The organism is Streptomyces sp. NPDC048389 (genome assembly GCF_040706335.1).
Classification (GTDB): Bacteria; Actinomycetota; Actinomycetes; order Streptomycetales; family Streptomycetaceae; genus Streptomyces.
Genome location: NZ_JBEZKP010000009.1, coordinates 93516 through 116150, shown reverse-complemented (window position 1 = coordinate 116150; position 22635 = coordinate 93516). Strand labels below are relative to the sequence as shown.

General features: G+C 74.4%; 16 protein-coding genes and 1 pseudogene. 8 read left to right on the top strand and 9 right to left on the bottom strand.

The features are described from left to right. Positions 1–21 precede the first annotated feature (21 nt). Together AB0903_RS09755 and AB0903_RS09750 are read left to right on the top strand one after the other, a co-directional pair. Positions 22–723, top strand: coding sequence for a copper homeostasis protein CutC (locus AB0903_RS09755; RefSeq protein WP_366700787.1), 702 nt, complete (start codon positions 22–24; stop codon positions 721–723). A 273-nt stretch (positions 724–996) separates the two neighbouring features. Then, the gene (locus tag AB0903_RS09750) at positions 997–1323 is read left to right on the top strand and encodes a GYD domain-containing protein (RefSeq protein WP_366700785.1); all 327 of its coding nucleotides are present in this window, start codon (positions 997–999) and stop codon (positions 1321–1323) included. Positions 1324–1465: 142 nt separating this feature from the next. Here the strand turns inward: AB0903_RS09750 and AB0903_RS09745 are convergent, their stop codons facing one another. Beyond that, positions 1466–3553 carry a UvrD-helicase domain-containing protein gene (locus AB0903_RS09745; protein ID WP_366700783.1) on the bottom strand — a complete coding sequence of 696 codons (2088 nt, stop codon included), beginning with the start codon at positions 3551–3553 and terminating at the stop codon, positions 1466–1468. A gap of 505 nt (positions 3554–4058) precedes the next feature. Between AB0903_RS09745 and AB0903_RS09740 the strand changes: the two genes are divergently transcribed. Continuing rightward, positions 4059–4250 carry a hypothetical protein gene (locus tag AB0903_RS09740; protein WP_366700781.1) on the top strand — a complete coding sequence of 64 codons (192 nt, stop codon included), beginning with the start codon at positions 4059–4061 and terminating at the stop codon, positions 4248–4250. A 334-nt stretch (positions 4251–4584) separates the two neighbouring features. On the opposite strand, the gene AB0903_RS09735 is transcribed toward AB0903_RS09740, so the two are convergent. Beyond that, the gene (locus tag AB0903_RS09735; RefSeq protein WP_366700779.1) at positions 4585–6240 is read right to left on the bottom strand and encodes a DNA repair helicase XPB; all 1656 of its coding nucleotides are present in this window, start codon (positions 6238–6240) and stop codon (positions 4585–4587) included. A gap of 150 nt (positions 6241–6390) precedes the next feature. Then, positions 6391–8988 (bottom strand): helicase-associated domain-containing protein, encoded by a 2598-nt coding sequence (locus AB0903_RS09730; protein WP_366700899.1) that lies wholly within the window; start codon positions 8986–8988, stop codon positions 6391–6393. Between the two features lie 98 nt (positions 8989–9086). On the opposite strand from AB0903_RS09730, the gene AB0903_RS09725 reads away from it, so the two are divergent. Continuing rightward, positions 9087–10088, top strand: a complete 1002-nt coding sequence (locus AB0903_RS09725; RefSeq protein ID WP_366700777.1) for a hypothetical protein — start codon at positions 9087–9089, stop codon at positions 10086–10088. Positions 10089–10382: 294 nt separating this feature from the next. On the opposite strand, the pseudogene AB0903_RS09720 reads toward AB0903_RS09725, so the two are convergent. Then, positions 10383–10700, bottom strand: a pseudogene (locus tag AB0903_RS09720) (iron chelate uptake ABC transporter family permease subunit); the annotation flags it as partial. Between the two features lie 182 nt (positions 10701–10882). Between AB0903_RS09720 and AB0903_RS09715 the strand changes: the two are divergent. Then, positions 10883–11611, top strand: a complete 729-nt coding sequence (locus AB0903_RS09715; protein ID WP_366700775.1) for an HAD family hydrolase — start codon at positions 10883–10885, stop codon at positions 11609–11611. Here AB0903_RS09715 and AB0903_RS09710 read toward each other — a convergent pair. Next, a complete protein-coding gene (locus AB0903_RS09710) occupies positions 11581–11838 on the bottom strand; it encodes a hypothetical protein (RefSeq protein ID WP_366700773.1) in 258 nt (85 codons plus the stop codon). The two genes, AB0903_RS09715 and AB0903_RS09710, sit on opposite strands and share 31 nt — an antisense overlap. A 180-nt stretch (positions 11839–12018) precedes the next feature. Here AB0903_RS09710 and AB0903_RS09705 point away from each other — a divergent pair, with 180 nt between their 5' ends. Further along, positions 12019–12402, top strand: a complete 384-nt coding sequence (locus AB0903_RS09705) for a cold-shock protein (protein ID WP_356898416.1) — start codon at positions 12019–12021, stop codon at positions 12400–12402. 568 nt (positions 12403–12970) lie between these two features. Here the strand turns inward: AB0903_RS09705 and AB0903_RS09700 are convergent. The 4 genes from AB0903_RS09700 to AB0903_RS09685 form a co-directional block, all read right to left on the bottom strand. Then, a complete protein-coding gene (locus tag AB0903_RS09700) occupies positions 12971–13885 on the bottom strand; it encodes a 1,4-dihydroxy-6-naphthoate synthase (RefSeq protein ID WP_366700771.1) in 915 nt (304 codons plus the stop codon). Further along, positions 13882–14562 carry a futalosine hydrolase gene (locus AB0903_RS09695; protein WP_366700769.1) on the bottom strand — a complete coding sequence of 227 codons (681 nt, stop codon included), beginning with the start codon at positions 14560–14562 and terminating at the stop codon, positions 13882–13884. Before AB0903_RS09695 ends, AB0903_RS09700 begins: the two co-directional genes overlap by 4 nt. 11 nt (positions 14563–14573) lie before the next feature. Further along, complete coding sequence (locus AB0903_RS09690; RefSeq protein ID WP_366700767.1) at positions 14574–15050, bottom strand: DUF2771 domain-containing protein; 477 nt, start codon at positions 15048–15050, stop codon at positions 14574–14576. Positions 15051–15545: 495 nt separating this feature from the next. Then, complete coding sequence (locus AB0903_RS09685; RefSeq protein WP_366700765.1) at positions 15546–16898, bottom strand: MFS transporter; 1353 nt, start codon at positions 16896–16898, stop codon at positions 15546–15548. Positions 16899–17288: 390 nt separating this feature from the next. Between AB0903_RS09685 and AB0903_RS09680 the strand changes: the two genes are divergently transcribed. Both AB0903_RS09680 and AB0903_RS09675 read left to right on the top strand, forming a co-directional pair. Continuing rightward, on the top strand, positions 17289–18230 hold the full coding sequence (locus tag AB0903_RS09680; RefSeq protein WP_366700763.1) for a DUF3027 domain-containing protein: 942 nt from the start codon (positions 17289–17291) through the stop codon (positions 18228–18230). Positions 18231–19101: 871 nt separating this feature from the next. Continuing rightward, the gene (locus AB0903_RS09675; RefSeq protein WP_366700761.1) at positions 19102–22242 is read left to right on the top strand and encodes a molecular chaperone Hsp90; all 3141 of its coding nucleotides are present in this window, start codon (positions 19102–19104) and stop codon (positions 22240–22242) included. The last annotated feature ends 393 nt before the right edge of the window (positions 22243–22635 follow it).

Below are 22635 nucleotides of genomic sequence, written 5' to 3'. Positions count from 1 at the left end.
AAGCCTGGAGGAATGGGTCCCATGAGCAGCAACCGCGCACTCCTGGAGGTGATCGCCCTCGACGCCGAGGACGCGGTCGCCGCCCAGTCCGGAGGGGCCGACCGGCTGGAGCTGGTCACCGACATGGCGGCGGACGGGCTGACACCGCCTGTCGCCACGTTCACAGCGATCCGGGCGGCCGTCGACATCCCGCTGCGGGTGATGCTCCGCCTCACCGACGGCTTCTCGGCCGGCGGCCCGACGGAGGCGGAGGCGCTCGTGCGCGCGGCGGAAGGGCTGCGGGAGGCGGGTGCGGACGAGTTCGTCCTCGGCTTCCTCGACGACCACGGGCAGCCGGACCTCGTCACGGTGGAGCGGCTGCTGGCGGTACTGGACGGCTGCCGGTGGACGTTCCACCGCGCGATCGACCGGGCGGCGGACCGGGACGCCCTGCGCAAGCAGCTCGCGGACCTGCCCGGGCTCGACACGTATCTGACGGCGGGGTCCGCGGCAGGCGTGGACGACGGCCTGGCGACGCTCCTCGCGGAGGCGGCGCGGGCCGGCGAACCGGGCTACGAGCCCCGGCTCCTGGTCGGCGGCGGGCTCTGCCTGGACCATGTGCCGCGGCTGCTGGCCGGCGGCGTGACGGGCTTCCACATCGGGGGCGCGGTGCGCCCGGAAGGCTGGTCGGGGCCGGTGGCGGCGTCGGCGGTCCGGGGGTGGCGGCGGGTGCTGGACGCGTAGCGGGCGGTGGTGTCGCCGCCGGTAGCTGCGGCCGGGACCGGTGGGGGTGCCCGGCCGCAGCGCCCCGCTCGACTGCGGCCGACTGCCCCGGCCGAGCGGTGGAGCTACCAGGCGCGGAAACCTCCGGAGACCAGCCGCATCGCCGCGTAGAGCCACCGCCGGAGAAGGCGCCGTGAGGAGGCGCCGGCATCGCCCCTTCGAGGGAGCGGCGACCTCCTCGTGCGCGTTCCCCGTCCGGCGGGGGCACCTCTTGGTGGAACGAGAGGAGACGCGATGCCGCTCTATCTGTCGAGGTTCAGCTACACGCCCGAGACGTGGGCAAGGCTGACCGGCCACCCCGAGGACCGCGCGAAGGCCGCTCGGTCCTACATCGAGTCCGTCGGCGGGAAGCTCCACGGCTTCTGGTACGCCTTCGGCGCGTACGACGGCTACAGCCTGTGGGAGGCCCCCGACAACGTGTCCATGTCGGCGGTCGCGCTGGCGATCAGCGGGGGCGGCGCGCTCAGCTCGTTCGAGACGACCGTTCTCCTGACCGTCGACGAAACACTGGAAGCCCTGCGCAAGGCCGAGCGAATCCAGTACCGGGCTCCCGGCTCGTAGCGGCAGGCGTCCCCCGGGAAGACGCCGGGGACGGCGGGGAGGCCGGGGCCGCCGGGGACGGTGGGAGGATGCCGGGGCCGCCGGGGAGGCCGGGGGCGCCGGGGAGGCCGGGGGCGCCGGGGTGGCCGGGAGCGCCGGGTCCTCATCGCTCGGTGAGCGCCCCCTGGGACAGTTCCGGCGGGAGTGCGGTCGCGTGGAGCACCGTCAAGCCGGAGACCGCTCGCGTCAGCGCGACGTACAGGCGGCGCAGGCCCGTCCGGCGGTCCGGTTCGGCCGTGACGATCGGCGACGGTTCGTCGAGGACCACGTAGTCGTACTCGAGACCCTTCGCCAGCGACGCCGGAACCAGCGTGAGGCGCGCCTCGGCGGTGGTCTCCTCGCCGGGGGAGAGATACGGCAGGCCCGCCGACGTGAGGGCCGCCGCGAGCGCCGGGACGCGGGCGTCCGCCGCGATCAGCCCGATCGAGCCCTCGTGCCGCAGGGACTCGGCGCAGGCGGCGACCACGGCGCCGTCGAGCCCGTCCCCCGGTACGGAGCGCACCGCGAGCGAGCCCGGCGCCTCGCGGACGGACGAGACCGGCGCCAGCCCCGGCGACATGTGCGGCAGCAGCCGCGACGCGTATGCGATCACCTCACGCGGCACGCGGAAACCCGCCGTCAGTTCCTCGACGGCGGCCTCGGGCTTGCCGAGATGCGCCAGGGCCTCCGCCCAGGACGCCGTCGCCCACGGCGTCGTGCCCTGCGCCAGGTCGCCGAGGACCGTCGCCGAGCCCGTCGAGCAGCGGCGGCCCACTGCCCGGTACTGCATCGGGGACAGGTCCTGCGCCTCGTCGACGACGACATGGCCCAGCGACTGCGTGCGCTGGACCAGGTCCGTCACCTCGTCGATCAGCACCGTGTCCGCCGCCGTCCACTTCGCCGACCGCACGCTGCGCGGCGGCTTCGCCAGGAGGACCGTGACCTGCTCCTCGGCGGAGAGCAGACCCTCCGCATGCTCCGCGAGAAACCGTGCGTCGGACAACAGACGCAGCACCAGCTTCGCCGGGTCGACCGGCGGCCAGATCGCCTTGACCGCTGCCTTGACGGCGGCGTTCCGTGCGACGGAGTCCTGGACGCGGTCGTCGGGCGCCTCCCCGGACTGCTCCATGCGCACCAGCACGCTGTGCGCGATCCGTTGCGGAAGGGCGTCGCGGGCGGCCCCGTAACGGATGTCGCGGTCGAGCAACTCGCGGACGATCTCCTCCAGTTCGTACGCCGGGACCCGCCAGCGGCGGGAGCCGCGCACGACGACCACCGGCTCGGTCGGGATCGTGACGTGGGAGCGGACGGCCCGCCGCAGGACCCGCGCCATCCTCGCGTCGCCCTTGACGACGGCCGCCGCGGCGGTGTCCTCGCCGCGTACCTCGACATGGGCGACCAGCTCGTCGACCGTGGACTGCCTGACCTCCAGCTCACCCAGGGCGGGCAGGACCTGCTCGATGTAGTGGAGGAAGGAACGGTTCGGCCCGATGACGAGCGTGCCGGTGCGGGCCAGGCGTTCCCGGTGCGCGTACAGCAGGTACGCGACACGGTGCAGGCCGACCGCGGTCTTTCCGGTGCCGGGGCCGCCCTGCACGCAGACCGTGCCGGACAGGCCGCTGCGGACGATCTCGTCCTGTTCTGGCTGGATCGTGGCGACGATGTCCCGCATGGGGCCGACGCGCGGCCGTTCGATCTCCGCCCGGAGGAGCCTGGACGTCTGCTCGGCCTCTGACGGGTCGGTGAGGTGCTCGTCCTCGTACGCCGTGAGATCACCGGCCGTGTACCCGAAGCGGCGGCGCAGGCCGACGTTCTGCGGGTCCTTGCGGGAGGCGCGGTAGAAGGGCTGGGAGACCGGGGCGCGCCAGTCGATCACCATCGGGTCGCCCTCGGCGTCGTGGACGTGGCGGCGGCCGATGTACAGCGTCGTCTCATGCGCCTCCGGCGCGAGGCGGCGGCCCTCCTGCGTGGTGGGCAGGTAGTCGAGGCGGCCGAAGAAGAGCGGCGTGTGGGAGAGGTCGGCGAGCGCCTTGATGCGGTCCTCGATCTGCGACTGGAGGACGGCGGCGTTGACCCAGTTCGCGGTGACGTCCCTGATGTCCAGGGACTGGACGTCCTCGCGCATCGCGCGCAGGGCGGACCGGGACGCGGCGAGGTGGGCGCGTTCGCGGGCGAGCGGGTCGTCCCCGTCCGCGGCGGTGGCGGCGGACACGTCGGGTACAGGGGCGTGCGCGGGCACGGGTTGCCTCCGGCTGAGCTGCGTGATCACGACATGGCGGACCGGCCGGTTTCCGTCCGGACGGCGGCGCTCCTCGAAGGCGTTCGAAGGAGGCGGGAGGAACCCGGGCCGCGCCCGGGGCAAGCCCGCGAGTCTAGTGGGGGCCGTGCCGGGGCGCGAACGGTTTTCAAGAGGGTGCTGTGGGAAGTCTCTTCCACGTGGCTGACCTGCTCGTTCCCCGCCGTCCGGGCCTCTCCCCGCCTCCTGCGGTCCAACCTGGTCCACTGGAGGCGTTCTGAAGGGGGTCAGCGCAGCTCGCGTGTCATGCAGGCGAAGACGGGGGAGTCGGGGAACGGCTGCTGCTTGCCGATCGTTCGGTAGCCCCACACGGCCGTCCTCCCCGTAGGGGACGGGCTATGCCTGGGGTAGTACGCGGGGCACATTGCGGTTCACCCCGCAGCCCGATGCTCCGACGGGTGAGGCGCAGCACCATGGACCCATGACCACAGCGACCCTCACCTCTGCCCCAGGAACCCACTCCCGTCACGGCGCCACGGCCAGCGGCGCCGTAGCCCGCCTGCGGCACCGTGGCGGCAACACCCTGCGCGCGGTCAAGGTCTTCGCGGGCGCGGTCTTCAGCGTCGCGGTGCTCGGCGAGTACGCGGAAGAGGCCGGCATCCACCGCCGCTGAGCGCGGCTGCGCCGCGCGGCATCGGTGAGCGGCGGCCCCGGCTCTGCCCCCGGACCCCCGCGCCTCGATCTCCCCTCTGCGCCCGGCGGTGTGGGAGGTGCCCCCAGGGCCGGGCCGAGGTCGCCGGGCGCATTCAGCCCGGCCGGCGGTTGAGGCCACCGCGCGGAGCGCGGTACCGGGGGCCGGGGCTTGCCTCACCACGCGGTGGAGCCGCACACCCGGTGGGGCGGGGAAAGCCCGTCACAGGCGCGCCGCACGGCCCCTCGGGGGCGCCCGCGCGCCCGTCAGCGGACTGGGGCTTCGCCCGCGTCGGCGGACCGGGTCCTCAGCAGCGTCAGTGGACCGGGTCCTCGCCCGCCAGGAGGTCGTCCGAGTCGACGATGCGGTACGCGTAGCCCTGCTCGGCCAGGAACCGCTGGCGGTGCGCGGCGAAGTCCTGGTCGATCGTGTCCCTGGCCACCACCGAGTAGAAGTGCGCCTTGTGCCCGTCCGCCTTGGGACGCAGTACGCGGCCGAGCCGCTGCGCCTCCTCCTGCCGTGAGCCGAACGTGCCGGACACCTGGATCGCGATCGTCGCCTCCGGCAGATCGATCGAGAAGTTCGCGACCTTGGACACCACGAGCACGCTGATCTCGCCGTTGCGGAACGCGTCGAAGAGCTTCTCGCGCTGCGAGTTCGGCGTCTCGCCCTTGATCACCGGCGCGTCCAGGTGCTCGCCGAGTTCGTCGAGCTGGTCGATGTACTGGCCGATGACGAGGATCTGCTGGCCCGCGTGCTTGTGCACCAGCTGCTCGGTCACCCGGCGCTTGGTCGCCGTCGTCGCGCAGTAGCGGTACTTCTCCTCCTGCTCCGCCGTCGCGTACGCCAGCCGCTCGGCGTCGGTCAGGTTGACCCGTACCTCCACGCAGTCCGCGGGGGCGATGTACCCCTGCGCCTCGATCTCCTTCCACGGGGCGTCGAAACGCTTGGGCCCGATGAGGGAGAACACGTCCGACTCGCGGCCGTCCTCGCGCACCAGCGTGGCCGTGAGACCGAGCCGGCGGCGGGCCTGGAGGTCGGCGGTGAACTTGAAGACCGGCGCGGGCAGCAGATGGACCTCGTCGTAGACGACCAGGCCCCAGTCGCGGGAGTCGAAGAGCTCCAGGTGCGGGTAGATGCCCTTCCGCCTGGTCGTCAGCACCTGGTAGGTGGCGATGGTGACCGGGCGGATCTCCTTCTTCGTACCGCTGTACTCGCCGATCTCGTCCTCGGTCAGCGAGGTGCGCTTCACCAGCTCGTGCTTCCACTGGCGGGCCGAGACGGTGTTGGTGACGAGGATCAGGGTGGTGGCCTTCGCCTGCGCCATCGCGCCCGCACCGACCAGCGTCTTGCCCGCGCCGCAGGGCAGGACGACGACACCGGAGCCGCCGTGCCAGAAGCCCTCGACGGCCTGCTTCTGGTACGGGCGCAGGGCCCAGCCGTCCTCGGCCAGCTCGATGGGGTGCGCCTCGCCGTCCACGTAACCGGCCAGGTCCTCGGCAGGCCAGCCCAGCTTCAGCAGCGTCTGCTTGATCTGGCCGCGCTCGGAGGGGTGCACGGCGACCGTGTCCGGGTCGAGCCGGGTGCCGACCAGCGGCTGGATCTTCTTGGAGCGCAGGATCTCCTCGAGCACCGGCCGGTCGGTGGTGGTGAGGACGAGCCCGTGGGTGGGGTGCTTGGACAGGGTGAGCCGGCCGTAGCGGGCCATGGTCTCCGCGACGTCGACGAGCAGCGCGTGCGGCACCGGGTAGCGGGAGTACTCGACCAGCGCGTCGACGACCTGCTCGGCGTCGTGCCCGGCGGCACGCGCGTTCCACAGGCCGAGCGGGGTCACCCGGTAGGTGTGGATGTGCTCCGGCGCGCGCTCCAGCTCGGCGAACGGCGCGATGGCGCGCCGACAGGCGTCGGCCTGCTCGTGGTCCACCTCGAGCAGGAGTGTCTTGTCGCTCTGGACGATGAGCGGTCCGTTCACGCCACACCCTTTCCCCGGGGTTCCCCTCGGGCTTTGCGTCGGGCCGGTCCGTCCGTCCGGGACACGGCCAAACGACCAGTGTCCCGCATCGCGCGCCGATCCGGGGAGTACGAGGGCGTGCCGATCACCGGCGGGCCCGGCCGGAGCGGTTCAGCCGGCGTCGTCGGCCAGTTCCGCCACGCCCGTGACGCGGTGCAGCGGATACGTCCGGACCTCGTCGGCGGTGTGGTCGTACGCCGTCACGAAGCCGCCCTCGACGCGGACCGGTGCGATGACGCGCTGGCTGGCGGCGCCCTCCGCGTTGACGTAGCCGATCCAGATCGCGGAGCCGGTGAGCGCCGCGGCCTGGACGGTGGCCAGGGTCTCCGCCGGGGTCGTGCGCGGCAGTTCGCCGGGCTCCGGCCGGGCGTGCTCGGTGCCGCCCGGCTTGCGTACGACGGTGGCCGCCATGTCACCCGCTCTGATCGCCTTCACGGCCGCGCCGAGCAGCGTCCCGTCGGGCACGGGCGGCCCCTCCGGTACGGGAGCGGGCGCGGCGCGCGGGGGAGTGCGGCGGGCGTGGGCGCGGGTGATCAGCACATCGCCCTCCGCGGACTCCGCGGCCGGTGCGTACCCCATGGCGCGCAGCCCTGCCAGCAGGGTCCCCGGGTCGGCCTGGGCGGCGAGGACGGTGGGCGCGAGGCGGCGCAGGCCGAGGTCGTGGGAGCGCTTGTCGGCGAGGATCTCGCCGAGCATCGCGTCGTCGTCGCAGCGCACATAGGCCGACGCCGCGCCGATCCGCAGATGGCCGTGGCGGCGGGCGACATCGTCGACGAGGTAGCTCAGCGGCTGCGGCACGGGCGTACGCGAGTGCGTGCTCAGGAAGGTGTGCAGGTCGGACGCGGACCGGCCGGCGTCGAGCGCGCGTCGCACGGAGCCGGGGGTGAAGCGGTACACGGTCGCGCCGCCCTTGGACTCGACATCGGCGAGGACGGCGAGCGTCTCCGCGAGCGGGCGCTCCAGCGGGCCGGGAGCGACGGCGGTGAGGTCCGCCTGGAGGAGGACGTGGTCGAGCGGTTCCGGCAGCAGCGGCGCGAGTGCCTTGACCGCGCGGGCGCGGCGGTCGGCGAGTGGCTCGTCGTCCGTGGCCGCCGTGTCGTACGGGTGGGGGTGCGGTCCGTCGTCCGTGGTCGTCCTGGTGTCCGGGTGCGGTCCGTCGTCCGTGGCCGTTCTGGTGTCCGGGTGCGGTCCGTTGTCCACGGGGGCGGGCCCGCTCCCGAGCAGCGCGCGACCGTGTGCGGACAGCGCGCCCCGGCCGGTCACACCGAGCAGCTCCGCCTCCGAGAGGGTCCACGCCGCGACCATGGCCCGCAGGTCCTTGCCCGCGCCGCCCGCTGTGCCGCCCGCCGCGCCGCCGCGTAGCGGCCGTTCCCAGCGCAGGCGGGCGAGCAGCGTCTCCGGGTCCGGGGCCGTGCCCGGGGGCAGCCCCGCCGCCAGTACGAGAACGCGGTGGCGCACCTCCACGGCGGCCGAGCGGTCCAGTTCCGGCCCGAGGGCGGCGAGCGTACGGCCCTTGGCGTCCTGACTGCCGACGAGACCGGGTGTTCGGGTCGCCGTCAACCAGGCGGTGGCCAGTTCACCCCACCGCTCCGCCGTCGGGAGCTCCAGCCACGCGTCGTACGCCGGAGTCGGCGCGTACCGCTCTTCCGCCTCGCCGTCGGCGGCCAGCAGACCGGCCGCGTAGGCGAGTTCCAGCCAGAACGCGGCGAGCGTTTCGCTCGTGTCGAGCGCCGCGGCCGTCCGCTTGAGGTCCCGTACGGCCAGACCGCCGGCGCGCAGCACCGGGGGGCCGCCCTCGTGCCAGTCCTTCAGCAGGTCCTCGACGGTGGTCAGCGCCGTGTACGCCTGGCCCGCCGCCGCGCTGTCCACATCCTGTGGGCGGTGTTCGCGGGCCGCCGCGACGGCCGGCGGCACCGGCTCCGCCACCCGGTGGGCCCGGCCCGCCCGCAGATGCAGCGCCGCCTCCCGCGGCAGCACGACCGTGCGCGCCGACGCTGGCAGCAGCAGACCGCGGTCCCGCAGCCAGCGGACCGGCGGCGCCGGATCGGCCGTCACCTCCCCGTACGGAGGCCCCCACACCAGCCGGTCGAGGACCGCCAGCGCATCCATCGGGGCCGTGTCCAGCAGCGCCGCCATCCGCGTACGGTCCGTGAACAGCGCGGTCAGCTCCGCGACCGCGGACACCGCGTCGTGCGTCGTCGGCAGCCCCGCCGCCGCCAGGATCTCCTGGACCCGGCCGGGCGACATGCCGCTGGTCGCCTCCGTGACGGTCGGCCCCAGGCCCGTCGGCGAGGGGCGTGTCGGGGACGGCGCGAGCAGCTCGCGCGCCGTGCGGACCAGCCGCAGCCGATCGTCCCCGCCCCACACCAGGGCCTGCCTGCGCAGCGTCTCGAGGGCCGCCGGGAGCGCCCTCTCGACGGCCGAGTCGCCGTCGTCGCCCGTCATCAGCGCCTGCAGCGTGCCGTACGGGGCCGGGTCGGGCGCCACCGCCAGCGCCTCTGCGGTCTGCAGGGCGAACCGGTCCAGCCGCTCCAGGGCCCGTACGACGGAGGCACGGGTGCCGGCCCGGGTGGCGAGCTGGGTGACGTCGTTCGGTACCGGACTCAGCAGATCGGGGCGGGCGCGCAGCAGCGCGGCCAGCTCCTCGTCGTCGCGGGCGCGCAGCGCTTCCGCGAGGGTGCGCGGGCTGCCGCCGCTTCCTTCGGGCATGGTCCCCATCCGCCCCACGTTAGCCCCTGGAGCGCTACCGTCGGGGACGAGGCGGTCCGGGAAGGCGGGCGGCCCGTGGTCATGCAGGGGAACCGCCGGTGGGGATCGAGAGCGATCAGCTCGTCTACGACTATCTGAGCCGTGTCGGCGATCTGGCCCAGCAGGCCCAGCTCCCGTCCGGCGCGCGGATGCGGCTCGTGGCGACGCTGCGCACGGAGATCGAGAAGCAGCGGACGAAGTTCGGCGGTGACAGCCCCGCGGGCGTGCGCCGCATCCTGGGGCGGCTCGGAACGCCGGACGAGGTGGTGGCCTCTGCGGCGGGCCGGGACGACGCGGAGGACGACGCGCGGGCGGAAGGGCCGCCGCCGCCTATGTCACCGGCCGCGACCGCCCTGGCCCCGGAGCCCGGACCGTCCTCGACCGCCGTGCCGCGCCAGCGGGGGTGGCGCCGGGTGCCCCGGCCCCGTAGGGCCGAGGCGCCCAGGCCGGGTGAGGCGGCGTCGCCGCCGCACCTGGCCGGTACGGACGAGCTGGGCCCCGCCGGGTCGGAGCCCGACTGGTGGCGCATCGACCCGGGGGCGATGGGTGCGAGCGACGGCGTGGCCGGGTTCGTCGGCGGTGTCGAGATCCCCGAGATACTGAAGCCCCCGCCGTCGCCGGCCACGGAGGAGGAGAAGCCGGAGCCCGATGGCGAGGCGGAAGCGGAGGCCGCAGGGAGGCGCCGGTGGTGGGTGTCGCGCCGCGGCGCGACACCGCGGGCCGGCCTCGGCAGCCCCTTGCCGCTGCTCGCCGCCGTCCTGCTCGTCGTGGGCGCGGCCCTCGGTTCGCTGGTCCCGCTCGGCCTCGGCTGGCTCCTCGCGTACGCGTCCCGCCGGCTCTCCCGCACCGAGGCCAAACTGGCCGTGTTCGGCATCCCCGGAACGGCCTTGGCCGCCGGGGCGCTGTGGCTGTGGGGCCGCGTCAACGACCACTGGGGCGAGGCGATTCCCGAGGACGGGATCCGGGACGCGCTGGCGGGGACGTGGCCGTGGGTGCTGAAGGGGGCGGCGCTGGGGTCGGCGGTCTTCTTGGTGTGGCGGGCGAGGCGGGTGGCGGGGTAGCCCCTGCGTCTCCCCCTCCCCGCCCCTTCCCGAACCAGGGGTGCCGCCTCCGGGCCCCGGGCCGGGAACTCCCGGGCTCTGCCTCCGGGCCCTCGGCGTACGAACCCGGGGCTTCGCCCTCCCGGGTTCTCGCTCCTCAGCCGTCGGCGGGGCGGGGCCTGGCCCCGGCCGGGGCTCTGCTCCGAACTCCGCGCCTCAGCTGCCGGCGGCTGGAGCTTGCCGCTTGTCGGGGGTACGCCCCCGGGCTCCCCGGGTCTTTGTCACTGGTGGGGCTGACGAGTCAGCCCGGTCGGCGATGGAGGCCACCGCGCGAAGCGCGGTAGCGCCGGACGGGCGGAGCCCTGCCCGCTGCGGAGCGGACACGGGTCCGCCGCGCCAGGCGAAGACGTACACCAGCGCGGCGGCGAGGATGCCGCCGGCGACGGACAGGTAGGGCAGGACGGCGTAGGACGTGACGCCGAAGGTCAGCGCGCCGACGGTCACGGCGCTCGCGCCCTGGCTGATGCCGATGATGTCGGGACTGGCGAGCGGGTTGCGCGCGACGGTCTGGATCAGCGCGCCCGCGACGCCGAAGGCGGCGCCGACGAGCAGCCCGAGGACCATCCGCGGCAGGCCCGCGACGGCCGCGGCCGTCCACCCGATGCGGGGGCCGCGAGCGCGCGTCTGGCTGACATGGGCACCAATCGGGGAGGGAGGGGAGGGAGGGGAGGGAGGGGACCGGCAAAGGCTGGTTTGGATTGGTAAGGCTTGGCTAAGTCTAGGCGTCCGAAAATGCGTACCCACGGCTGGGCAGAATGAGGCCCATGGCTCCTCACTCCGCTCCGGGCCCGACGCCCGCTCCGGGCCCGACGCCCGCTCCGGGCCCGACGCCCGCTCCGGGCCCGACGCCCGCCCCGGGCCCGGGGCTCACCGTCGGGTTCGACCTCGACATGACGCTCATCGACTCACGGCCGGGCATCCACGCCGCCTACCGCGCGCTGTCCGCGGAGACCGGCGTCCGGATCGACGCGGACCTGGCCGTCACGCGCCTCGGGCCGCCGCTGGAGCAGGAGTTGGCGCACTGGTTCCCCGACGAGCGGATTCAGGAGATGGCCGACCGGTACCGCGAGATGTACCCGGTCCACGCGATCGGGCCGACGCCCGCGATGCCCGGCGCGCACGAGGCGGTGGCGGCCGTACAGCGGCTCGGCGGGCGCGCGATCGTCGTCACGGCCAAGCACGGACCGAACGCCCAGCTCCACCTGGCGCACCTCGGCATCGCGCCCGACGCGACGATCGGCCGGCTGTGGGCGGAGGCCAAGGCGGAGGCGCTGAGAGAGCACGGGGCGAGCGTGTACGTCGGCGACCACATCGGCGACGTACGGGGCGCACGCGTCGCCGGCGCGCTCTCGGTGGCGGTGCCGACGGGGCCCTGCGACGCGGACGAACTGCGTGCGGCGGGCGCGGACGTGGTCCTGAGGGACCTGACCGCGTTTCCGGCGTGGCTGCGTTCCTACAACGCCGACGGGCTGGATCCGGCCTGACGCCGCTGCGCGGCGATCGACCGCATGACTCCCGCCGCGGCGACGAGGAACCCGACGCCCATGAGCATGCTCACCAGGTACGCGACGGTCGGGAAGGGCTCGGTGCCCAGGAAGAGAGGTGCAACCGTCACCAGCGTGGCCACCGCACCGACGATGAAGACGATCGCACCGGCGCGTACCAGCCCGTCACCCGGGGCGGCAGCGGCGGCAGGAGGAGTAGCAGTCATTCGGCCAGGGTAGTTCCTTGCACGTAGGAACCGATCGGGGACGTCTTGTCACCGGCGTCTGGACCATTAGCCTTGGGGGTGGCGGGTCCGGCGACCCGCTGTAGTGCTATCCAGAGCCGCTTTTCGGCGGACCGACGCGCGGTGCCCCAGCGCCCGACGAGTACGAGGACGAGGACAGACGTGCCTACCGGCAAGGTCAAGTGGTTCAACAGTGAGAAGGGCTTCGGCTTTCTCTCCCGCGACGACGGCGGCGACGTCTTCGTGCACTCCTCCGTGCTCCCGTCCGGAGTCGAGGCCCTGAAGCCGGGCCAGCGCGTCGAGTTCGGCGTGGTGGCCGGCCAGCGCGGCGACCAGGCGCTGTCCGTGACGCTGCTCGACCCGGCCCCGTCCGTGGCGGCCGCCCAGCGGCGCAAGCCGGACGAGTTGGCGTCCATCGTGCAGGACCTCACGACCCTGCTGGAGAACATCACGCCGATGCTGGAGCGCGGCCGTTACCCCGACAAGGTGCACGGCGCGAAGATCGCCGGCCTGCTGCGCGCGGTGGCGGACCAGCTGGACGTCTAGGGCCACTGGCGGCTCGTGATCTGGTTCGAAGACGCGTCTTCCGATGGGGATTCGCCATCGGCGCCGTGCTCGGCGCCCTGGCAGTGCTGGTCGCGCGACTGGTCCGCACCTCGCCCGCTCCGCAACAGCCTGCTGCGTCGGAGGCCCGGTACGAAGACGGCACCGCGACGAACAGGACCGCCCCCACATTCACCTGACACCTGGACGAGCGGCCCGGTGCTCGACGCGGCGAAGGCGGGCAGGGTGGGCACCGGCCCGGGAGTGCTTCACCGGTCGCAGGCGCGCCCGCGCCCGCGACCGGAGAGGCGGGACCAGGCCCCACGAGGGCCTGCTCTTCCACGCCGCGACCGGCGCCGCCTCCGCGAAGGCCGGCGCATCTCTGACTCAGGTCACTGGGGAGCCTCACCGGCGTCCGTCGTCCCGAGGTGCGCGGGGTCAGGTGCGCACAGCCAGCCGTTGACCGCGAAACGGCTGTCCGCGTGCTGCCTGCCGGGGCACACGACCGTCGTACGTCGTGCCAGGCGGTCGGCAGGAAGAACACGACGCTGTCGTACTCGGGCTCAGCGGCTCACACGAACGAGAGAGCACCCGGGCCGAGGGGCGGTACGAGCCCCTCGGCCGCTGCGCGTGTCAGCAGCCCGCGCACGGCCGCGTAGCCGTCGGCGCCGAGGTCGGCGGTGAACTCGTTGACGTACAGCCCGATGTGCCGGTCGGCGACCGCCGGGTCCATCTCCTGCGCGTGTTCGAGCACATACGGGCGGGAGACCTCCGGGTCGTCCCACGCCATCCGGACCGACGTACGCGCGGACTCGGCGAGCAGCCGCAGCGTCTCCGCGCCCAGCGACCGCTTGGCGATGATCGCGCCGAGCGGGATCGGCAGGCCGGTCACCGACTCCCAGTGCTCGCCCATGTCGGCGAGGCAGTGCAACCCGTAGTCCTGGTAGGTGAAACGGGCCTCGTGGATGACGAGCCCGGCGTCGGCCTTGCCGTCGCGTACGGCCGGCATGATCTCGTGGAACGGCATCACGACGACCTTGCCGACGCCGTCGGGGACGACGTCCGCCGCCCACAGCCGGAACAGCAGGTAGGCGGTAGACCGCTCGCTCGGCACCGCGACCGTCTTCCCCGCCAGGTCCGCGCCCGTCCTTCTCGCCGCGCCCGCCGGGTCCGTGCCTGTCGGATTCGCGCCCGCCGGGTCCGCGCCGTCCGCGCCCGCCGGGTCCCGAATGAGCACGAGGGGGCCGCAGCCGCGGCCCAGCGCGCCGCCGCACGGCAGCAGCGCGTACTCGTCCAGCACCCAAGGGAGCACCGCGTACGACACTTTCAGTACGTCGTACTCTCCGCGCTCCGCCATCCCGTTCGTGATGTCGATGTCCGCGAACGTCACGTCCAGCGCGGGCGCGCCGGGGATCCGGCCGTGGGCCCAGGCGTCGAAGACGAAGGTGTCGTTCGGGCAGGGCGAGTACGCGATCCGCAGCGTCACGGTTGCTCCTGGAGTACGGGGACGAGCCGGCGGAAAGCCCGGCGCAGCGCGTCCAGCGCGTCACCGATGCGCCAGGCGGCACGGTCCCGGGGACCGACGGCGTTGGAGACCGCGCGTATCTCGACGACGGGCACCCCGTGCGCGGCGGCGGCCTCCGCGACCCCGAAGCCCTCCATGGCCTCCGCGGCGGCGCGTGGATGACGGGCAGCGAGCTCGGCGGCGCGGGCGGTGGAGCCGGTGACCGTCGACACGGTCAGCACCGGCGCGTGCACGGCGCCCACGGCCTCGGCGATGAGCGCCGACAACCCGGCCGGTGAAGGGTGCACCGTACGGCCGAAGCCGAGTGCGTCGACCGGCAGATAGCCGTCGGGGGTCTCGGCGCCGAGGTCGGCGGCGACGACGGAGTCGGAGACGACGAGGGAGCCGACGGGCGCATGCGGGGGGAAACCGCCGCCGATGCCGGCGGAGACGACCAGGCCGTACGGCGTGTCCGCCACGGCGAGCGCGGTCGCCGTGGCCGCGGCGGCGGCCGCGGGGCCGACGCCGCCGACGAGCACGTCGTAGGCGGGGGTGCGGGTCAGTACGTACCCGCCGGGGAGGGGCACCTCCCGGGCGGTCACGTCCGTGACGGCTGCGGCGGCCTCGGCCGCCACCGCGGTCACGACAAGCACGCGCACGGAGTCGCCCCCTACTCCTTCACGAACTCGAAGTTCCAGATGCCGACGACCTTCTTGCCCTTGGTCTCCATGACACTGACCGCGGTCTTGGTCGTCGGCTCACCGGTCATCGAGGAGAAGAAGGCGTTGCCCGGGATCGTCCGGTACGTCTTCTTGAACGGCTCCTGCTCGACCGGCTGCGCGCCGAACAGCAGGGTCCAGCCGTTGTCCGCGATCTCCGGGTCGACGCCCATGCGGACCTTGTCGTCCATGGCGACCTCGACGGTCTTCGCCGGTTCCTTGGTCAGGCAGTCCTGGATCTCGGACTCCTTGATCGGCTCACCGTCGTTGTAGCAGGCGGCTTCCGCGTGGACGGAGTCCGAACCGATGGTCACCGTGACGAGTGGCGTCGGCTTGTCGCAGGCGGAAAGGACGAGGAGCCCGGCGGACACGGCACCGAGAGCGGCAGCGGCCCGGCGGCGCTTGCCCGAGAAGAACGCAACGGTCATGAGCCGAAGGCTATCGGGCGCGCTTCGCCCAGCCGCGCGGGGGTGCACGGCGCGGCGGCGCGGGGTTGCGCCGGGCGGGTGTGTGCCCGGTGGGCGCCGGCCCGCGCCGCCGCGCCGGGCCGTTCCCCCGCCCGCCCCTTCCCGGTGGGACGTGCGGCTCCGCCGCACGGCGGGCTCCGCGGACCGGAACCGCGCTCCGCGGACCGGAACCGCGCTCCGCGGTGGCCTCGATCTCCACCTACGTCCCGGCGTCCGTGGGCGGGGCCCGTAAGCCGGGTTGACCATGCCGCCGCGCGGCAGAGCAGCCCGCCGGACGGAGGCAGAACCAGCCCCACCGCCGATTGAGGCGCAGGTGCCCGGGGCGGAGCCCCCGAAACACCGCGCGGTACGGGGCCCGGGGCCCGCCCCGGTTAGGGAAGGGGCGGGGTGGGGGCAGGCCCGCCGCAGGCGCAACCGCAACCGCCACGGACGCCCCGGCTGCCACGGACGCCCCGGCTACGCCACCCGCGCTCTCGGCGTACCCGGCCGGTGGCGTGCCGCGGTCAGGAGGCCGTGGAAGGACGCCACCGCGCCCGTCGCGACGACGCACGCCGCCACGGACATGCCCAGCGTGCCGTTCAGCGGCAGCACGATGCCGATCGCGCCCCCCACCACCCACGCCATCTGCAGCAGCGTCTCCGACCGTGCGAACGTCGACGTCCGGACCTGTTCCGGGACGTCGCGCTGGATCATCGCGTCCAGGGAGAGCTTCGACAGCGCCTGCGACAGACCCGCCATCGCACCGAGCACCGCGATCATGCCCGTGCCGAAGAAGACCGCCGCCATGACGGCCGCCGCCAGGACCAGCGTCACCATCGTGACGATGATCGCCTCGGGGGCGCGGGCCTTCAGCCACGCGCCGATCGCCGTGCCCAGCGCGTTGCCCGTGCCGGCCGCGACGCCGACCATCGCGAGGGAGACCGCGGCGGACTGACCGGAGAGCGGTTCCTCACGCAGCAGGAACGCGAGGAAGAAGATCAGGAATCCGGACAGCGCGCGGTGCGCCGCGTTCGCCTGCAGGCCGTACAGCACCGAGGGGCCGACCGTACGCAGGGTCGGCTTCTTCTCGCCGTGCGCGATCACCTGCACCGCTGTCTCGCCCTTCGCCGAGTCGACCTTGTGCGGCATCGTGAAGGCCCAGTACGCACCGAGAGCGAACAGCACGCACGCTCCGTACAGCGGCCACTGCGGCCCCACCTGTTGCAGGGCGATCCCGATCGGCGCCGCGATGCCGGTGGCCAGCAGACCCGCCAGCGTCACCCGGGAGTTCGCCTTCACCAGGGAGAATTTCGGTGGCAGCAGCCGTGGCACGACGGCGCTGCGCACCACCCCGTACGCCTTGGAGGACACCAGCACGGCCAGTGCCTCCGGGTAGAGCTCCAGGCTCCCCGACACGACGGCGCGCGACAGCAGGATCGCCAGCAGCACGCGGGCCAGCATCGCGCCCGCCATGGCCGCTCGACGGCCGTGCGGGAGGCGGTCGAGGAGAGGGCCGATCACCGGGGCGAGCAGGGTGAAGGGCGCCATGGTGATGGCCAGGTAGAGCGCGACCCGGCCGCGTGCCTCGTCGGTCGGTACGGAGAAGAACACCGTGGACGCCAGCGCCACGGTGATCATGACGTCGCCCGCGCCGTTCACCGCGTGCAGCTCGATGAGTTTTCCGAGTCCGGACTCGCCCGCGCCGTGTGCGTGGGTCGCCCTGCGGATGCCGCGGGCGGTGCCGGTGAACGGCAGGTGCAGCGCGCGGCCGACCGCCCGCCCCGCCGTGCGGACCGGGCCGTCTGCGTCGGACGACCTTGCGGCTGCCACCCCGTCATAGTGCCCCACGCCCTGCCGTCCCGAACCGTGATCCAGGCACCGGCGTGCGGCGTGTTTCCTTCTTGCCGTGTGCGTGCGGGCCCGTGCGGAGCGGTCGTGCCGCCGCTCCGTCGCTGTCGGTTCGTCCCGTGTTGCGACGGGCAGGTGGGCGGCAGGCGTAGGAAGGGGTAGCGTGCGTAGCGCGCCACCGGCGGTTGTTCTCGGCCGCGCGCCTCTTCGGCATCCCGCAGAATGGATGACGTTAGGTGTGCCCGGGATCTGGACGGTCCGGGCGTGCGGACGTCGATGCGGCCCCCTGGTCCGCTCCGTGCGCCGCCCTCCCCCGTACCTCTTCATCGGCCGAGCGCATCCGTGAGACGGCGTAGGAGAGAAGCGAGACTAGTGAGTGCTGCGACGACGCGAAGCCGTACCCCCGACCGCCTGTGCGCCGAGGCGGTAGACCTCGCCCGGGATGCCGCGGAGGAGGCCGCCGCGCCGGGGGTGATCGGAGAGCATGTGTCGCTCGTCTCCGAAGGGGACCGGGTCGTCACGCACTTCTTCGAGTGCCGGGAGCCGGGCTATCGGGGCTGGCGCTGGGCGGTGACCGTCACCCGAGCCTCCCGCGCGAAGGTCGTCACCCTCGACGAAACCGTCCTGCTGCCAGGCCCGGACGCGCTGCTGGCCCCCGAGTGGGTGCCGTGGAGCGAGCGGCTGCGGCCCGGTGACATGGGGCCCGGCGACCTGCTGCCGACCGAGGCGGACGACCTGCGGCTGGAGCCCGGCTACACCGGCGAGGACGAGCCGCCGCCGAACTCCCTCCTCGCCGAGCACCCGCCGTCGCACGACCTGGTCGAGCGGGTCGAGGCGGAGGACGCGGAGCTCACGGACCGCAGGCCGGCGATCGATGCCACGACGAACAGCAACCGCGGCCAGGTCGCGGCCCTCGCAGAGGAACTGGGCATGCGCCGGGCGCGCGTGCTGTCCCGGTACGGGCTGCACACGGCGGCCGACCGCTGGGACGAGGCATATGGCGCGAAGACGCCGATGGCGCAGGCGGCCCCGGCGTCCTGTGAGTCCTGCGGCTTCCTGGTCCCCGTCGGTGGCTCCCTGCGGCAGGCTTTCGGCGTGTGCGCGAACGAGTTCTCGCCGGCGGACGGGCGGGTGGTGTCCCTGGCGTACGGCTGCGGCGGGCACTCGGAGGCGGCCGTCATGCCGAAGCCGCCGACGCCGCCGCCGCCGGTTCTGGACTCGGTGGCGGCGGACGAGCTCGTCCTGCACCCGGTGCGGGACGGGGGGTCCGTCCCGACGGAGCCCGACGGGTCGGAGGACCTGGGCCACTCGTAAGGGGCCGGGCGGGGCGCCGCCTGCGGCGGGCCCGTTCCCCCACCCCGCCCCTTCCCGAAACCGGGGCAAGCCCCGGCCCCCGGGCCCGTTGGGCGGACGCACCCGGTTTTCGCCGGGGTCCGTCCCTGTTGGGCGGAGGCGTCGGGTTTACGCGCCCGGGTCCGTGCCGGTTGGGGCGGAGGCGTCGGGTTTTGCCGGGGTCCGTGCCTGTTGGGGCGGGCGGGGCTGTGTCCTGTGATCGTTGATCACGCTCCGCGCGGTGTCTTGGGGGCACGCCCCGGCCCCTGTGCCCGTGGGGCGGAGGCGCCAGGCTTCGCCGGGGTCCGTTCAGCGCGTGGGGGTCCGGGGCTCCGCCCGGACCCCCTGCCTGCTGCCCGGGGGTGCCGGGCCCCGGTCTCTCCTGTGTTTCCCACGGCCTGGCGGCCGTGGGCGGACATGCTCCTGAGCCGGGACCGCATGGCCGCTGCGCGGCAACCGAGGCTGCGGGGAAGTCCGATGCGGGGTGCGGGGGCGGAGCCCCGCAGTGCCGCGTGGAGCGCGGTGCACGGGTTCAGGACGGGCGACTTGAGCCTCTCCGGCGTTCGAGGGCGCGGGGTTCGGGGCGGGGCCGCGCGAGGAGGGCGTGTTCCAGGTCCGCAGGCGTTCGATGCGCGGGGTTCGGGGCCCGGTGCGGAGCCCCCGGTTCCGGGGAGGGGCGGGGTCAGGAAACGGGCTCGGGCAGTGGACACCGGCTCGGCAGCCGTCTCACCCCGGCCCCGCACGCGGTACCTTCGGGCGCATCAGCACTCGGCAGGTCGCCGGTCGGCGAGCAGCCGCCCGGGGGCCGTAGCCGTGAGCGACAAGCGACAGTCGTAAGAGAGCGGAGCACAGCGTGAGCGTCAGGACGACCGAGTGGGCCGACCCGTTCGGGACGGCGCGGCTGCGGCGCGGTGTGCTCGACGCGTGGGGGGCCAGCCCAGCCCGGTTCCGGGAGGACGCGAACGCCGAGGAGGATCTCGCCCTCGGCGGCTACCGCGACCGCCTCGTCGTCGAGCTCGCCCAGAACGCGGCGGACGCCGCCGCCCGCGCCGGTGCTCCCGGCCGGCTGCGGCTGACGCTCAGCGGGACCACGCTCGCCGCGGCGAACACCGGCGCTCCGCTGGACGCCACCGGTGTCGAGTCGCTGAGCACCCTGCGCGCGTCCGCGAAACGGGAGGGCCACGAGGCGGCCGTCGGCCGGTTCGGTGTCGGGTTCGCCGCGGTGCTCGCCGTCAGTGACGAGCCCGCCGTGCTCGGCCGCCACGGCGGTGTGCGCTGGTCGCTGGCGGAGGCCAGGGAGCTGACCGCGCACGTGGCGAAGGTCAGCCCCGGCCTGGGCGACGAGTTGCGCCGGCGCGACGACCACGTACCGCTGCTGCGGCTCCCGCTGCCCGCGGAGGGCACCGCGCCGGAGGGCTACGACACGGTCGTGGTGCTGCCGCTGCGTGACGGCGCCGCCGTCGACCTCGTCGAGCGGCTGCTCGCCGCGATCGACGACGCGCTGCTCCTGACCCTCCCCGGCCTCGCCGAGATCGTCGTCGAGACCCCCGGCGCCACAAGAGTCCTGAAGCGTCACGAGCAGGCCCCGTACGTCCGCGTCGAGGACAGCGTGCACGGCGAGCGCCGCTGGCGGGTCGTCAGCCACGGTGGCGCGATCGAGCCGGCGCTGCTCGCGGACCGGCCCGTGGAGGAGCGTCTGCGGCCGCACTGGGCGGTCACCTGGGCGGTGCCCGTCGACGACGAGGGCGCGCCCGTCCGCCCGCGCACGCAGCCCGTGGTGCACGCGCCGACCCCGACCGACGAGCCCCTCGGCGTACCGGCACTGCTCATCGCATCGCTGCCGCTGGACACGACCCGCCGCCACCCGGCCCGCGGGCCGCTCACCGACTTCCTGGTGGAGCGGGCGGCCGACGCGTACGCCGAACTGCTCGGCTCCTGGCAGCCGGTGACCACCGGGGTGATCGACCTGGTGCCCGGCCCGCTGGGCAAGGGCGAGTTGGACGGGATGCTCCGGGCGGCCGTCCTGGAGCGGTTGCCGCGTACGGCGTTCCTGGAGGCGGCCGTCCCGCGGGACATGTCGGACGAGGACACCGGGCTGCCGGACCGGGTCACGACCGGCGGTCTGCGGCCCGTCGAGGCGGAGGTGCTGGAGGGCGCGGGCACGGACACGGTGCGCGTCCTGGCCGAGGTGATGCCGACGCTGCTGCCCGCCGGTCTCGAGCGCCGCGTGGAGCTGCGCACCCTGGGTGTGGCGCGGGTACCGCTGACCGAGGCGATCGACCGCCTGGCCGGCCTGGACCGCGAACCGGCCTGGTGGCGGCGGCTCTACGACAGCCTCGCCGGCGTCGACCCGGACCGCCTGTCCGGTCTGCCGGTGCCCCTCGCCGACTCCCGTACGACCATCGGCCCCCGCCAGACCCTGCTGCCGCTGGCCGACACCCCGGCGGACCTGGCCCGGCTCGGGCTGAAGGTGGTTCATCCGGACGCGGCCCATCCGCTGCTGGAGAAGCTGGGCGCGCTGCCCGCCACCCCGCGTGCCGTTCTCACGACACCCCAGGTGCGGGCGGCGGTCGCCGCGTCACTCGACGAGGGTGAGGTCTGGTACGACGGCGTCGGGGCGGAAGCCGCGGACTCGCTCGACGCGGAGGAGTTGGCGGAGACGGTTCTCGCCCTGGTCGGGGAGGCCGAGCTGGAGCCGGGGGACGAGCCGTGGCTCGCCGCGCTGGCGCTGCCCGACGAGGACGGCGAACTCGCCCCGGCCGGTGAACTGGTCCTGCCGGGAAGCCCGTTCGCCTCGGTGATGCGCGAGGGCGAACTGGCCCTGTGCGACGCCGAACTGGCCGAGAGGTGGGGCGAGCAGCCTCTCGCCGCCTGCGGCGTCCTCGCCAACTTCACCCTGATCCGCGCCACCGATGTCGTCCTCGACCCGGACGAACTCGAGCCGCGTGAGGGCGACTTCGCGGAGCCCGACGACGCGGGTCTGCTGGACGCGGTCGACGTGTGGTGCGAGGACGTCCTCGACCGACTGCCGGACACCCCGTTGCCGCCGGTCGCCACGGAGATCGTCGCCGTGCGCGATCTGGACCTGGTGGACGACGACCGCTGGCCGCAGGCGCTCGCCCTGCTGGCCCAGCCGCCGCTGCGGGACGCGCTCACCCAGCATGTGCGCGTACTGCTGCCGGACGGCACGACGGAGACGGTCCGCCCCTACACGGCGTGGTGGCTGCGCGACCACCCGGTGCTCGACGGCCGCCGCCCGGCCGGTCTGCGCGCCTCGGGAGCGGACCCGCTGCTGGAGGGCCTGTACGAGCCGGCCGACACGACCGGCTTCGGGGACGCGCAGGTGCTGCACGCGCTCGGCGTCCGCACGTCCGTGGCCGCGCTGCTCGACGAGCCGGGCGGCGCGGCGGAGCTGCTGTCCCGCCTGGCCGACCCCGAGCGCCGTGTGACGGGCCGCCAGCTCCACGCCCTCTACACGGCTCTCGCCGAGATGGACCCGGACCAGGTCACGCTCCCCGACGAGCTGCGCGCGGTCGTGGACGGCGGGATGCGGGTCGTCGACGCAGGCGACGCGGTCGTCGCCGACACTCCCGACCTGCTGCCCCTGACCGCCGGACTTCCGCTGCTCCCCGTGGCCCCGACCCGGGCCGCCGACCTGGCGGAGCTGCTCCAGGTCCGCCGGCTGAGCGAGACCGTCGAGGCGGACGTCACGACGGAGGGCGAGGAGCACGACGTCCCGGAGTCCGTCCGGGTCCTGCTGGGGCCGGCGACTCCGGCCTCGTACGTCGAGCACGAGGAACTCGTCGCGGGCGGTACCGAGCTGGACTGGCGCCGCACCCCCGACGGCGTGCTGCACGCCGCGACCCTGGAGGGCGTGGCGGCGGGTCTCGCCTGGGCGGCGGGCCAGTGGCCCCGCCGCTTCGAGGTGGCGGCCCTGCTGGAGGACCCGTCCCGTACGGAGGAGCTGGCAAGGGACCGCTGGTTCGACGCGTAGCCCCCCGTAAGCGCCCCGGGGCACCCCGTACGGTGCGTGCGGTGGCTCGGGCTCCCCGTGCCCGTACGGTGATCCGGGCGCCCCGTGTCCTCGCGGTTCCGGGTGTCCCGTGTCCTTGCGGTTCCGGGTGGCAGTACGGCGGCCCCGCACTGTGCGGCAGTACGGCGGCCCCGCACCTTCGGGTCTTCGACCCTTCGGGTGCGGGGCCGAGCGGTTCAACGGGCCGGAGCGGTTCGGCGGGGTCAGTCCTGCGCGGTCGTCCGGCGGCGCTTCCACCCGGACCAGTCCGCCGCCCGGGGCCGTAGCGGCGGGGCCCGAGATCAGGCCGACGGGCGTGTCGGGGCCGGTGCCGGCGACCCGCCGTCCGGGTCCGGGTCGTTCGGGCCGCCGGTG